The sequence below is a fragment of the Paenibacillus luteus genome (genome assembly GCF_006542765.1).
Lineage (GTDB): Bacteria > Bacillota > Bacilli > Paenibacillales > Paenibacillaceae > Pristimantibacillus > Pristimantibacillus luteus.
In genome coordinates this window covers 1-14009 of record NZ_SKCD01000007.1, presented here as the reverse complement: position 1 = coordinate 14009, position 14009 = coordinate 1, and the positions used below count along the sequence as shown (strand labels likewise).

Annotated in this window: 12 protein-coding genes; all 12 read left to right on the top strand. The window is 53.7% G+C overall.

Translation table 11 applies throughout. The annotated features are described in order from the left end of the window. The first annotated feature begins 42 nt into the window (after window positions 1-42). The 12 genes from E0496_RS05035 (at window position 43) to E0496_RS04980 (ending at window position 13807) form a co-directional block, all read left to right on the top strand. Entirely contained in the window at window positions 43-1179 is a 1137-nt protein-coding gene (locus E0496_RS05035) for a betaine/proline/choline family ABC transporter ATP-binding protein (protein WP_141500566.1), read from the top strand. After that, on the top strand, window positions 1176-1826 hold the full coding sequence (locus E0496_RS05030; RefSeq protein ID WP_141500565.1) for an ABC transporter permease: 651 nt from the start codon (window positions 1176-1178) through the stop codon (window positions 1824-1826). Before E0496_RS05035 ends, E0496_RS05030 begins: the two co-directional genes overlap by 4 nt. A gap of 27 nt (window positions 1827-1853) precedes the next feature. Further along, window positions 1854-2795 carry an ABC transporter substrate-binding protein gene (locus E0496_RS05025; RefSeq protein WP_141500564.1) on the top strand — a complete coding sequence of 314 codons (942 nt, stop codon included), beginning with the start codon at window positions 1854-1856 and terminating at the stop codon, window positions 2793-2795. Between the two features lie 25 nt (window positions 2796-2820). Next, window positions 2821-4179: an LLM class flavin-dependent oxidoreductase gene (locus E0496_RS05020; protein WP_141500563.1), complete on the top strand. Its 1359-nt coding sequence runs from the start codon at window positions 2821-2823 to the stop codon at window positions 4177-4179. A gap of 21 nt (window positions 4180-4200) precedes the next feature. Beyond that, window positions 4201-5028, top strand: coding sequence for a DUF427 domain-containing protein (locus E0496_RS05015; protein WP_206669709.1), 828 nt, complete (start codon window positions 4201-4203; stop codon window positions 5026-5028). 28 nt (window positions 5029-5056) lie between these two features. After that, window positions 5057-5971: a DMT family transporter gene (locus tag E0496_RS05010; RefSeq protein ID WP_141500561.1), complete on the top strand. Its 915-nt coding sequence runs from the start codon at window positions 5057-5059 to the stop codon at window positions 5969-5971. A 67-nt stretch (window positions 5972-6038) separates the two neighbouring features. Continuing rightward, entirely contained in the window at window positions 6039-7412 is a 1374-nt protein-coding gene (locus E0496_RS05005) for a dihydroorotase (protein WP_141500560.1), read from the top strand. Next, window positions 7409-8707, top strand: coding sequence for a Zn-dependent hydrolase (locus E0496_RS05000; RefSeq protein WP_141500559.1), 1299 nt, complete (start codon window positions 7409-7411; stop codon window positions 8705-8707). Before E0496_RS05005 ends, E0496_RS05000 begins: the two co-directional genes overlap by 4 nt. Then, window positions 8685-10328: a urocanate hydratase gene (locus E0496_RS04995; protein ID WP_241674608.1), complete on the top strand. Its 1644-nt coding sequence runs from the start codon at window positions 8685-8687 to the stop codon at window positions 10326-10328. Before E0496_RS05000 ends, E0496_RS04995 begins: the two co-directional genes overlap by 23 nt. 26 nt (window positions 10329-10354) lie before the next feature. Next, window positions 10355-11452: a DUF917 domain-containing protein gene (locus E0496_RS04990; RefSeq protein WP_141500557.1), complete on the top strand. Its 1098-nt coding sequence runs from the start codon at window positions 10355-10357 to the stop codon at window positions 11450-11452. A 4-nt stretch (window positions 11453-11456) separates the two neighbouring features. Further along, window positions 11457-12977: an HAL/PAL/TAL family ammonia-lyase gene (locus E0496_RS04985; RefSeq protein WP_141500556.1), complete on the top strand. Its 1521-nt coding sequence runs from the start codon at window positions 11457-11459 to the stop codon at window positions 12975-12977. 92 nt (window positions 12978-13069) lie between these two features. Continuing rightward, window positions 13070-13807 carry an IclR family transcriptional regulator gene (locus E0496_RS04980; RefSeq protein WP_141500555.1) on the top strand — a complete coding sequence of 246 codons (738 nt, stop codon included), beginning with the start codon at window positions 13070-13072 and terminating at the stop codon, window positions 13805-13807. The last annotated feature ends 202 nt before the right edge of the window (window positions 13808-14009 follow it).

Genomic DNA, 14009 nt, shown 5'->3' with positions numbered 1-14009 from the left:
GCGCCAGCCGTTAACGCATGTTTATAGAAGGGATGGATGGGGATGAGCGAGGCCGCCGTTGAATTCAAGCAGGTAAGTAAAAATTATGGCGCGGGATTCGTGCTGGAAAACTTTAATCTGACTGTGCCCAAGGAACGGATTGTAACGATTATAGGTCCTTCCGGCTGCGGAAAAACGACCATTCTGAAAATGATCAATCGCCTAATCGAGCCTGAGGCTGGTCAAATCCTTCTCGAAGGCAGCAACATTGGTGAGCTGAATCCCGTGGAACTCAGGCGGAATATCGGATATGTCATTCAGCAAATCGGATTATTCCCGCATATGACCATTGAGGAGAACATATCGGTCGTCCCGCGGCTGAAAGGGGAGCCGAAGCAGCAACTGAAGGAGCGTACCGAGGAGCTGCTGTCGCTTGTTGGGCTGGAGCCCGAAGCCTATCGAAAACGGTATCCCCACGAGTTAAGCGGGGGGCAGCAGCAGCGAATCGGCGTAGCTAGGGCGCTGGCCGCGAATCCATCAATCGTGCTTATGGATGAGCCATTCAGCGCGCTGGACCCCATCAGCCGCATTCAGCTTCAGAAGGAGCTCATCAAGCTTAATGAGCATGTGAAAAAAACGATCGTCTTCGTCACGCATGATATTGATGAAGCGCTGAAAATTGCCGATCTGATCGTGCTGCTGAAGGATGGCAAAGTCGTTCAATCCGGCACGCCGGAAGAGCTGCTTGATGAGCCCGCCAACGATTTCGTCCGGGAATTCATCGGACAGGAGCGCTTTAAGCCGCTGGTTCCGCAGCACACGGTAGCCAACATGCTGGCTCATCATTTATCGATCTACTCCCACTTCAAAGTAGCCGATGCGCTGCAATATGTGGAGCAGCATGAGCTGGATGCGCTGGCTGTAACCTGTGAGCAAAACAAATATTTAGGCATCATCGGGCGGGAACAGCTGCAAGGAGAGCAGGCTAGGAGCAGCGAGAGGCCGATCAATGAAGTGATGAAGACCGATGCTCCTTACGTGAGAGGCGATGCGCCGGTCTCGCAGCTCTTCGAGCTGCTGAAGAAAAACCGCATCGTGCCGGTAGTGGACGCGTCTCATCAGCTGCTGGGGGCGGTTACGCAGTCCAGCTTAATTGAGGCAATTGGTAAACAGTTTAACAGGGAGGAGGTGCTGGCATGAATCAATTTTGGAACACGGTGAAGGCGGATTGGGAGCATATTTTGCAGAAAACGTTGGAGCATGTGGAGCTATCCCTAGTCTCGGTCATTATCGCGTGCCTGATTGCGATTCCGATCGGCATTTACCTCACGACGCATAAGCGGCTGGCAAACGGGATTATTACGGTCGTCTCGGTTATTCAGACCATTCCGAGTCTCGCCTTGTTCGGGTTCATGATTCCGCTGGTCGGAATTGGCACCAAGCCGGCGATCATCGCGCTGACGCTCTACGCACTGCTTCCGATTTTGCAAAATACGTACGTTGGCGTATCCGGCGTGAATCCTGCCTTAATCGAAGCCGGTACGGGCATGGGAATGACGCGCTGGCAAATACTCCGAATGGTCCAGCTTCCGATTGCGCGCAGCTTCATCATGGCTGGCGTTCGGGTAGTAGCCGTGCAAACGATCAGCTTGGCGACGATTGCGACTTATATTGCCGCAGGCGGGCTTGGGGATATCATTACGCGGGGAATTTCGATGATCAATACCAATGTTATTTTGATGGGCGCGATTCCGGTTTCATTGCTAGTCATTGTCGTTAATCTGCTTCTGCTGCTGCTTAACCGGCGCATGACGCCTAAAGGGCTGCGGGAGCAATCCAAAATATAAGAGAGTACAGGAGAGGGGAAAAGGGAAATGAAAAAGTGGAATTTTACAGCAAGCAGCAGGGGGAAACGTTCGGTTCGAAAAACGATTGCTTTGGGGGCGGCAGCTTTATTAATAGCCGTCATGAGCGGGTGCTCCACCTCGGGTTCAGGCAAATCGGATACCATTAATATCGCAACGAAAGGCTTCGCTGAATCGGATATTTTGGCGAATGCGTTCAAGCTGCTCATTGAAAATGATACGAAGCTAAAAGCCAATGTAGAGACGCTCGATAACTCTTTGCTTTGGAATGCATTAAAGGAAAATAAAGTGGATGTTTATGCGGAGTATACCGGTACGGCACTCATCAATATTCTTAAAGCGGAGCCGGAATTCGACCCGCAAAAAGCCTATGACAAGGTAAAAAAGGATCTAAAGGAGCAAAATCAGCTAACGGTGCTGGACCCGATTGGCTTCAACAATACCTATGCTTTCGGTCTGCATAAGGACCAAGCGGAGAAATACGGCATTAAGACGACTAGCCAGCTCGCGGAAAAATCAGGGGAGCTTATCTTCGGCGCAAGCGAGGAGTTTATTAATCGTCCCGACGCTTGGCCACCAATCCTTGAAAAATACAATCCAAAGTTTAAGGAAATCAAAACGATTCAGAACCCTGGGCTTGCGTATCAGGCGATCGACCAAAAACTCATCGATTCTATGATTCTTTATACGACGGACAGCCAAATCACCGTGAAGCCGATTGTCGTGCTTGAAGATGACAAACATGTATTCTTGCCTTATTATGCTGTGCCGATCGTACGCGACGAGGTATTGAAGAAGCATCCGGAGCTGGAAAAAGTGCTGAATAAGCTTGCAGGCAAAATCACCGATGCTCAGATGCAAAGCTTGAACAGCGAAGTGGAATTGAAGCAGCGCCCGGCGCTTGATGTGGCGAAGGAATGGCTGACGGCAAATGGATTGATTACGAAATAATCGAATGAAGGAGTCGTGAGGCAAAATGAGTACACCGAAAAAACAAATGGCGCTTGGCGCCATGATGTATTTCCCCGCTGGGGAGCACATCTCAAGCTGGAGACACCCGGAAGCGGAAGCGGAGGGGCTGCTTGATTTCAATTATTACAAGCGAATTGTCCAAACCGCCGAGCGCGGGAAGTTCGATATGTTTTTTTACGCAGATGAGCTGTATGTGTGGGATCGATTCGAATCCGGCATCAGCCACTCCAACAGCATTAGGCCAGAGCCATTTACGCTGCTCTCGGCACTCTCCGTTGTGACGGAGCATATCGGACTGGCTGCAACGATCTCCACAACCTACAACGAGCCGTACCATATCGCTCGCAAGTTAGGTACGCTGGATCATTTCAGCGGCGGGAGATCCGCTTGGAATATCGTCACTTCGCAGACCGATGAGGAAGCGCGCAATTTTGGCAAAGAAAAGCACCTCCAGCATGCACTCCGATACGAGCGGGCAGGCGAGTTCGTCGAAGCCACGCAGGGACTATGGGACAGCTGGGAGGATGACGCGCTGCTTTTTAATAAAGAGAGCGGATATTTCGCCGACAAAGACAAACTTCACAACTTGGATCATAAAGGCAAGGATTTTAACGTACGGGGCCCGCTCAACGTTTCTAGGCCGCCTCAAGGGCATCCGGTGCTTATTCAAGCGGGTGCATCCGAGGCCGGCAAGGAGCTGGCGGCTGCCAAGGCAGAGGTCGTTTTTGCACCGGGATCGACGTTTGCGCCCGGTGGCCTGCTGGAGGACGGCCAGCGCTTGTATCAGGATATTAAAGGCAGAATGGTGAAGTACAACCGGCATCCGGATGAGCTGAAAATATTGCCGGGCATCATGCCGATTATCGGACGAACGGAGGCGGAGGCGCAGGAGCGCATTGCCATCATCGAGGAGCTGACGCCGGAGAAGCTTGGTTTGGATTTGCTGTCCCATTATTTGGGTCATGACATATCGGGCTACCCGCTCGATGAGCCGCTGCCATTTATTCCGGAGCTTGATGGCTTTAATCAAAGCAAAAGCGGCCTAGAGCGCATCCGGGAGCTGGTTCAGCAAGAGCCGTTGACGCTGCGTCAGCTGTATCAACGCATAACGAAAAAACGCGGGTTTGCAGGCACGCCCGTGCAGATAGCCGACCATTTGGAAGATTGGTTCGTCAACGGAGCCGCGGATGGCTTCAATATTGCATTCCCGTATTTGCCGGGAAGCTTGGATGACTTTGTCGATTTGGTTATTCCCGAGCTTCAACGCCGGGGATTGTTCCGTACGGAATACACCGGACGCACGCTGCGCGAGCATTTGAATCTGCAGCGGCCAGCCAATCGGCATACGTCGGTTCGCGTTTAATCGATAAAGGAGAGATGGATGATGGCGCATATTGATCCGCAGTGGTCTTTAAGGGACGGAGAGCACGAGGGCTGGCAAATCCGGGCGGAGCGAAGCCCGAAATGGATTCGCGTTGTGTTTGGCGGAGTTACGATAGCCGATAGCAAGCAGGTGCTTGTCGTGACGGAAACGGGAAAACTGCCAGTCTATTATTTCCCTCAGGATGATGTGAAAAGCGAGTATATCGCTTGGTCTGAGCAACGCGTGGACCATGGGCATAAAGGCGAAGCCGTATACGGCGATATTTCGTTAGGCGGCCTTGTGTTTGAGCGAGCCGCGTGGCAGTATCCAAATTCGGCAGGAGAGGGGAGCATTATCGCAGGATATATCTCCTTTGTCTGGAAGCAGGCGGATGCCTGGTACGAGGAGGAGGAGCAGGTCTTCGTTCATGCGAGAGACCCCTATTCCCGCATTGATGCGATTCCAAGCTCGCGCCACGTACAGGTTTATATCGGAGGCAAGCTTGTTGCGGACAGCCATCGCCCGGTCATTTTGTACGAAACGGGCTTGACGCCGCGCTACTATTTGCCCAAGGAAGATATTCGGCTGGATTTGCTAGCACCATCTGAGACATCGACGCAATGCCCCTACAAAGGCACGGCTTCCTATTGGTCCGCTATTCTGGAGGATGGGAAGACGGCCAAGAATATCGTATGGAGCTATGCGGAGGCGCTGCCGGAAGTGAACGAGATTGCTGGAAGACTGAGCTTTTACAATGAAGAAGTGGATGCCCTCTATGTAGACGGCGTGCAGTGGAAGCTGCAGGAAGAGGATCGGCTTCCGTACAAAAACACCGCTCCGCATACCTGATGAGCAGTCAGATAGGGATGGGGATGCTATGCCGTTGACAGCGTCAGCTCAAAAATCGGCTTATATCGGGTTATTTGCCGTTACGATTCTATGGGGGATCAGCTATGTGCTTAGCGCATATTTGCTGAGAGGTTTTTCCCCCGTGCTTCTATCCTTTCTTCGAATTGCGGTGACGGGCGTGCTGCTGCTGGCTATCAGCGGGACGCAGCCCCTTCAGCGGCCGACAAGGACCGAGTGGCTGCTGCTGCTCGCGTCCTCCTTTTTTTTCACACTTATTCAGCAGCCATTTTATTTTCTTGGGCTTCAGCATTCTTCCGCTGCCAACGGCTCGCTTATTTATGCGGTGGCACCGCTCGTCACGCTTCTGCTGGAGGCCGTGTTCTTCCGGGTGAGGCTGCAGGGCAAAAAGATCGGAGGAGCGCTGCTTGGTTTTGCCGGCGTCTTGATTATCGTCCTTGCAGGACAATCCGCGCTAGGCGTGTCCATTGGCGACTTGTATTTGCTCATTGCGATGCTTGGCTTCTCGGTCAGCCTGCTGTTTATCCCTAGGCTGTCACGGCGCCTATCGACCTTCTCCATGAATTTATATTCAACCTTTGTTGGTATGACGCTTATGCTTCCGCTTACGTTCAGCGAACGTGCGCTTGGCAAGCTGGAAATGAGCGGCGAGGCGTGGATGTGGCTGCTGCTTATCGCTGCGGGACTCATAAATGTATTCGCGGGTTGGTGGTGGACCCGCGGGGTAGCGGTCGTCGGTGCGGGCACGGCTTCGTTATTCAATAACTTGCCGCCTTTTATCGCCTTGCTTGCCGGTTATTTATGGCTCGGGGACCCTATTAAGGCCACTCAGCTTCTCGGCGGCATGATTATTTTGGCTGGTGTTTTTATATCGAATTATTCCGGATTCCGCAAGCGGGCAATCGAAGCGGGAAGCTCCGGATAATCGTACCGCATCTAGCGGCTGAGAGCCAAAACCGTTCCATCTACTCCACAAGGAAAGAGGTTATGGCATGTTCTATGATTTAATTGTGCGGGGCAATCTCGTATTGGAAGACGGCGTCATCTTCGGAGAAGTCGGAGTCAAGAATGAAACCATTCATCATATCGCCCCAGCGGGCTCACTGCTTGGGGCGCGAACGCTTGATTTTGGCGAGTGCTATGTTTTTCCCGGGATGATTGACGCGCATGTGCATTGCTTCAGCAATCCGCTAGAGGGATTCGTCACGACCTCATCCTCAGCAGCAGCGGGCGGGATTACCACTATGCTGGATATGCCCTATGACCTGCCTGCTCCGATCAATTCTGCTTCGCTGCTGGAGCAGAAGATTGAGCGATTAAACCGGGAAGCGCTTATCGACATTGGCCTTTGGGCTACCATTGCCAAAACAGGCGGGACCGATGAGATTATTCCGCTGGCGAAGGCAGGAGCGATAGCGTTTAAAATGTCTACCTTTGAGACTGATCCCCATCGCTTCCCAGAAATTCCGGACAGTGAAATCATGAGAGCGATGGCGCTGATTCGGGAAACCGGTCTCCGGGCTGCTTTTCACGCGGAAAATAACGAATTGATTAAAAGCTTGACCAAGGAATATATGGATGCCGGACGGCTGTACGCGAGAGCGCATATGGAGACCAGGCCTCCGGTAACCGAGACGAGTGCCGTGCTGAAGGTACTGGAATTCGCCTATTGGACGGGAGTCAAGGTGCATATTGTCCATGTGAGCCATCCGCGAACGATTGAATTGATTAAGCGGTACAAGGACGACCAGGTAGATGTTACCTGTGAAACCTGTTATCCCTATCTGCTTATGGATGTCTCCGCACTGGAGAAGTTTGGACCCGCTGCCAAAAACAATCCGCCGCTACGTCTCGCACAAGATGCGGCAAAGCTGTGGGAGCAGCAGCGCAAGGGAGGCATTAACATCATTACTTCCGATCACGCGCCTTGGGGAGCGGATCGCAAAGAAGCGGGCAAGGACAATATATTTCTTGCTGCTTCAGGCATGCCCGGCGTGGAAATTATGGTTCCGCTGCTATTCGACCGCGCCGTTATTCAGGAGGGCGTCCCGCCAGAGGAGTTCGCCAAATGGATGGCGCAATCTCCCGCAGAGGTATTCGGCATACCGGGCAAAGGGAAAATCGAACTGGGCTTCGATGCCGACTTTACCGTTATTGATCCGCTGCAAAGTTGGACGATTGACCAGACTAAGCTTCTCTCCCATTCCAAGCTTTCCCCGTTTCATCAGCATAAGGTACAGGGCAAAATCAGGCATACCATCGTTAGAGGGAGAAGCGTTTATGACGGTGAGCGGATTGTAGCCCAGCCGGGCAGCGGCCAGTTTATTGCAGGCGCAGCCTATAAAAGGGAGGTTGTCAGCTCATGAGCTTGACCCGAATACACATTGACAGCGAACGAATACGGCAGCAAATCGAAGCGCTTGCCGTTTATATAGATACAAGCAAGCCAGGCTGGACGAGAAGGCCCTTCACATCCTGGTATGAGCAAGGAAGAGAGTGGCTGCGCCAGCGTATGCGGGAGAATGGCTTGTCGGTGCGGCAGGATTCGGCATCCAACCTGATCGGCCAATTGCCAGGCAGCGAGCCAGGCTTGAAGCCGATTATGGTCGGTTCCCATACCGATACCGTTACGGGAGGTGGGAGGTTTGACGGCATTATTGGTGTCATTGCCGGACTCGAGCTTGCACGGGTGCTGAAGGAAACGGGTATTATCCTGCGGCACCCGCTTGAAATTGTGGACTTCACCGCGGAGGAGCCGAGCGAATTCGGCATTTCGACGATTGGCAGCCGCGGCATGGTGAATCAATTATTGGCAGAAATGCTGCTGCGCAAGGATCCAGAAGGATTAGTTCTCCGGGATGCCATCCAACGGGCTGGAGGTTCGCCGGATGATATCGCCGCGCAGGCCAGACGTTCAGGAGATGTGGCTTTTTATTTGGAGCTTCACATCGAGCAAGGGCCGGTGCTGGAGCAAACCGGGAACACGCTTGGCGTCGTTACCGGCATCGTGGGCATCCACCGATTTTCCGTTACGGTAGAAGGCGCGCCGAACCACGCCGGAACAACGCCGATGGGGCTGCGTGCCGATGCATTGACCGGCTCGTCTGAGCTGGTGCTTGCAGTCGAAGAAATTGCAAGCCAGAAGTACGCTGAGCCTGTGGTGGGAACGGTAGGCCGGCTGTTCGTAGAGCCAAATGCGTCCAACGTTATTCCGGGAAGAGTCGTTTTTGAGTTGGAACTCCGTTCCCTAAATACGAAGATAGTGGAGCAGGCTGCGGCGGCGCTTCGGGTGAGAGCTACTCAAATCGCAGAGCGCAGGGGGCTTAGCATACGCTTGGAGCCCTTGTCGCAATCGGATCCGATTAGGGTAAGCAGCGAGGTGCAATCGATCATTCGGGAGGTGTGCAGCGCGATCGCTCCGACGATAGAGCTGCCAAGCGGCGCGGGGCATGATGCGAACCAACTGGCGCGCATCGCGCCGATCGGCATGATCTTCGTGCCTAGCGAAGGAGGGCGCAGCCACTGTCCGGAGGAGTGGACCCCTTATGCTCAGGTTGCCACCGGAATTGAAGCGGTTATTCAAGCCGTGCTTTTATTTGACCAACGATGGGATGCGTTGGAGAGAGAGGATGATTCCAATGGAACGGATAGCGGCAGCTAGAGGCACCGAGCTTCGCTGCAAGGGCTGGCGGCAGGAGGCTTTACTCCGGATGCTGGAGAATGTGCTGGAGAACGGCGAGAACCAGAAGGAGCTGATCGTCTATGCGGCGCTTGCTAAGGCCGCGCGTGATTGGCCCTCTTACCATGCGATTGTTCGTACGCTGAAAGAGCTGGAAGAGGACGAAACATTGGTCATTCAATCGGGTAAGCCAATCGGCATCTTCAAGACGCACCGCTTTGCGCCACTGGTCGTCATGGCCAACTGCAATTTGGTCGGTCGCTGGGCGACGAGTGAAAATTTCTACAAGCTGCAGGAGAAGGGCTTGCTGATTTGGGGTGGCTTAACGGCAGCGGCTTGGCAATATATCGGCTCGCAGGGCGTCATTCAAGGGACGTATGAGATTTTTCAGAGCATCGCAAGACAATATTTTGAAGGCCAGCTGCAAGGGCGATTTATTCTGACGGCGGGCTTAGGTGGCATGGGCGGTGCACAGCCGCTTGCCGGTACGCTTGCCGGCGCAGCGATTCTCTGCGTTGAGGTTTCCGAAGAGAGGGTAGAGCGGCGGATTCAGTCGGGCTATCTTCAGCGTAGGACCGATCAGTTGGATGAAGCGCTTGAATGGATAGCAGAAGCGGTCAGCAGCAAGACGGCGTTATCCGTTGGTCTTATCGGCAATGCAGCCGATATTTATCCAGAAATTGTGAGGCGGGGAATTGTACCCGATATCGTTACCGATCAAACCTCCGCCCATGATTTGCTTTACGGCTATGTTCCTTCAGAATATGGAACGGCGGAGCTTCAGCAGCTTAGGGAAACGGACCCCGAACGCCTGCAGCAGGCGGCAGGGGCATCGATCGCGCGCGAGGTGCGGGCGATGCTGGCTTTTAAGGAGAAGGGCTCAATCGTATTCGATAATGGCAACAACATTCGCTCACAAGCGCAGCTGTTCGGCGTAGAGCAAGCGTTTGACATCGATATTTTTACCGAAGCCTTTCTGCGTCCCTTGTTTGCTAGGGCGATCGGTCCTTTTCGCTGGGTTGCCCTGAGCGGCGACGTCGGCGATATTCAGAAAATCGACGATTATATCCTTCAGGCCTTTGCAGATAACCAAATTATCGTGAACTGGATCCGTTTGGCGCAGGAGCATGTTCCCGTCGAGGGCTTGCCCGCGCGCATCGGCTGGTTTGGCCACGGCGATCGTACGAAGCTGGCTTTGGCGGTCAATCAAATGGTTAAGGAAGGCGTCTTAAGCGGACCAATTGCCTTCTCGCGTGATCATTTGGACGCGGCCTCGATGACTCATCCTAATATTATGACCGAAAAAATGAAGGACGGCAGCGATGCGATTGCAGACTGGCCGCTCTTGAACGCTATGCTGAACTGTTCATCGATGGCGGATCTCGTTACGATTCATTCCGGCGGAGGTGGTTATTCCGGCTATATGACTAGTGCCGGCGTGACGCTTGTGGCGGACGGCACGACCGAGAGCGGCATTCGTTTGGAGACGACGCTGAATAACGATACGAGCCTAGGTGTACTTCGCTATGCGGATGCCGGCTATGAGGAATCGCTGGACGAGGTTGAGCGGAAGGGGATTCGGAGAATCAACACCAATCTATAATAACTGTGGAAAAGGGAGGAAACGAGATGCGAATTTTGACGGAAGAGGACGTATGGGCAGCCGTAAGAGGAGGCTCTGTGTTTGCAAGCGGGGGAGGCGGATGGGTGGATCATGGGCTCCAGATAGGCGGAGCGGCAGTAGCGATCGGCCAGCCGCGGCTGGTTTCCGTCGATGAGCTGCCGGATGACGCCATTGTCATTACGGCGACGGCCATAGGCGCTCCGGCAGGTACCGATTGGCAAATGCTAGGCACTGATTATATTAAAGCGGTGCAGCTTCTGCAGGAAAACTACGAAGGAAAGATCGTAGGCATCATGACTCCTCAAAACGGCATGTCCAGCACGATTAACGGCTGGCTTCCAGCTGCGCTTCTTAATCTGGTCGTCGTGGATGCCACCGGCGATATTCGCGCCCATCCGACCGGCAAAATGGGCTCGATGGGACTCGCGGCCCTGCAGGATTACGAAACGATTCAAGTTGTCGTCGGCGGCAAGCGCGATAACGGCTCGTATATCGAGCTGGTCGTCAAAGGCTCGCCTGCCCGCACGTCGAATATTTTGCGAACGGCGGCCGATCAGGCAGGCGGCTTTATCGCTTCGGCACGCCACCCGCTTCCGGCTTCCTATATTAAGGAGCATGCTGCTATCGGCGGCATCTCCATTGCCATTGCGCTTGGAAAAGCCATTATTGCCGCGCAGCCGCAGGGCGGCGACGCAGTAATCGATACGATTTTAACGCAAACGAGAGGCACGATCTTGGGACAAGGGACGGTCATTCGCAGGGAGGTTCATTATTCCGGGGCCTTCGATATCGGCACGATCGATGTAGAAACCGAGGCAGGCGTACTTACGCTTCATGTCATGAACGAATATATGGCGGTAGATGATAGCAGCGGCAATCGGCTGACCACCTACCCTGATGTTATTACAACACTCTCTTCGGAGACCGGACTGCCTGTCAGCGTAGGGCATGTTGCGCTTGGAAGCAAGCTGGCTGTCTTGTCTATTCATAAAAGTGAGGTTCCGCTGAGCTCGAGCGTGAAGGACTCGTCCGTTTATCCGGAAGTGGAGAAGGCGCTTGGCATTTCGCTGGCTGCCTATGCGCTGGAAGGCTTGCAGGGGTAGCCGGATGACAAACGGGCAAAAATTGCGGACGCTTTTGCTTGACGGCAGTTCTTTGACCATAGAGGATGTCGTGGCGGTTGCGGCTGGGCTTGTCCGCGTCGAAATAGCGGAGGATGCCTGGCAGCGGCTGGTACGTTCTCGTCAATTTATCCTTAAACAGACGGAGAGTGATTCGCCGATCTATGGATTCAACCGCGGCGTGGGCCTAAATAAGGATTGGGTTGTCGAGGAGCAGGCTTTCGAGAGCTACAACCGCAGTCTGCTGTATGCCCATTCTGCCGGGGTCGAGCCTTATGCCAGCGAGCGCCAGGTTAGAGCGACTTTGCTTGCCAGACTGAACACGCTGCTTGTCGGCACAACCGGAGCTTCTCCTGAATTAATCAAGCAGTATGCCGAGTTTTTAAATGCGGGCATTCATCCTCTGCTGCCAAGCAGAGGGTCCGTCGGCGCTGGCGACATCACGCTGCTGTCCCATCTCGGGCTTGCCTTTATCGGTGAGGGAGACGTGATCTACAAAGGGACGAGAATGGCGGCGGAGGAAGCCCTCCAGCAGGCAGGATTACAGCCAATCCGTCTTGGAGCCAAGGACGGGCTTGCGATCGTGTCCTCCAATGCCGCAGCCGCGGGACATGGAGCCTTGGTGCTGCAGGAGGGCGAACGGCTGCTTGCGATTGCTGACCTGGTTTATGCGCTTTCGCTGGAAGCGCTGCAAGGGCAGCTGACGCCGCTGGATAAGAGCGTTCACCGCAGCCGCCCTTACGAAGGGCATGGCAGCAGCAGCTCGCGGATTCGCAGCTACCTAAAAGGCAGCAGCTTATGGAGCCATAGCACGGGAGCCTTGCAGGACCCGCTCAGCTTCCGCAGCGCGTCGCCCGTTCACGGCGCAGCCCTAGAGGCGCTTGGTTACGCCAAAGGCTCGCTGCAACTTCATTTGAACTCATCGGAGGATAATCCTTGCGTGCTTGAAGATGAGGGGCGCATTTTGCCAAGCGCCAGCTTTGAACCGCTGGCCTGGGTGCTGGGCTTTGAAATGCTTGGCATCGCGCTTAGCCATGTCTCCAAAATTGCGTGTTACCGAACGATTAAGCTGAGCACGCCATCATTCACGGGGCTGCCGCGCTTCTTGGCTCCGGAAGCTCATATTCTCGCCTTCAGCACCATTCAGAAAACGTTCACTGCACTCGATGCGGAGATCCGGCATCTCTCAAACCCTGTTTCGGCCGATTATTATTCTTTGGCCGGCGATATGGAGGATCATTCGACAAATGCGCCGCTAGCGATCCATAAGACAGGTGAAATCATAGACCGACTTACCTATATTCTGGCAATAGAGGCCATACATGCAGCCCAAGCCATTGATCTGAGGAATGGGATCAAGCTGGGAGAAGGCACGTTGACCGCGTATAATAGAATCAGAGAGGTGGTTCCCTTCTTGGATCGGGACCGCAGCTTAAGCGGAGACATAAAAGCAGCCTATACGTTATTGAAAACAGGAGGGCTTGACGATCAGCTGGGAGAAGCTTAGGCAGCCCGTGCTATCCATACCAGAGAAGGTATTCCAAGCCGACAGCCGAATATATAGGGGTGAATATGAGTACAAACGTAGAGGTGCGACCCATGAATGGAACACAGACCTTAAGCCGGGCTTTGGATATTCTCTTTGCGCTGGCCGAAGCGGACGGCGCTTTATCCGTCAGCGACATTGCGCAGAAGGTGTCGATACCGGAGAGCTCGACCTACCGTTTTTTGCAGACGCTTGAACAGAACGGAATCGTTGAGCGCAGGGGCAAAGGACAGATTGGCCTCGGCATGCGGATTTTGGATTTGGCAAGAAGCCTCAGCCAGCAGGTGCACCGGGAGCTGGTCCCGCTCGCACTGCCGGTTATGGAGGAGTTGACGAAGGAGACGAATGAGACGTCGCTGCTGTTTATTCGCTCCGGCACGAATGCGATCAGTATCCAGACCATTAAGAGCAAGGCGCTCATTCAATATTCAGCCGAGAATGGAAGAATACTGCCCTTGTACTTGGGCGCGTCGAGCAAAGTCATCTTGGCTTACGAAAGCGAAAAAATTATTCAAAACGTCCTAGACAAGTGGGCGCCAGAGCTATCGGAGGGGAAGCTGCTGCAGGAGCTGAGCGGAATACGTGAGCAGGGCTACGCGCTTACGCAGGGAGAGATTGATCCCGACGTATTCGCAGTCGGCGCGCCGGTATTTGATTCCCGGGGCACACTTGTCGCAAGCCTCTCCATCGCAGGCCCTAAATACCGTTTTGACGAAACGCTCAAAAGGTTATCCATTGAAGCGGTTCTGCATGCTGCAGAGCAGGTGTCACGCAAGTTGGGGAAAGAATAAGCTGCACACCACATAAAAACAGCCGCTCAACCTCCATTTTGAAGTGCTCCCTGTCAAGTAGACAGTGAAAAAAACAAAAAAACGGTTAGGCCTATCCCTCAGTTCAAGTACAGAGAACTGGGGGATTATTTCATTACGCAGCTCGACGATACTCATGGGGAGACAAGCCGTTAAGTCGCTCCGTATATCGGTAGTTGTTGTA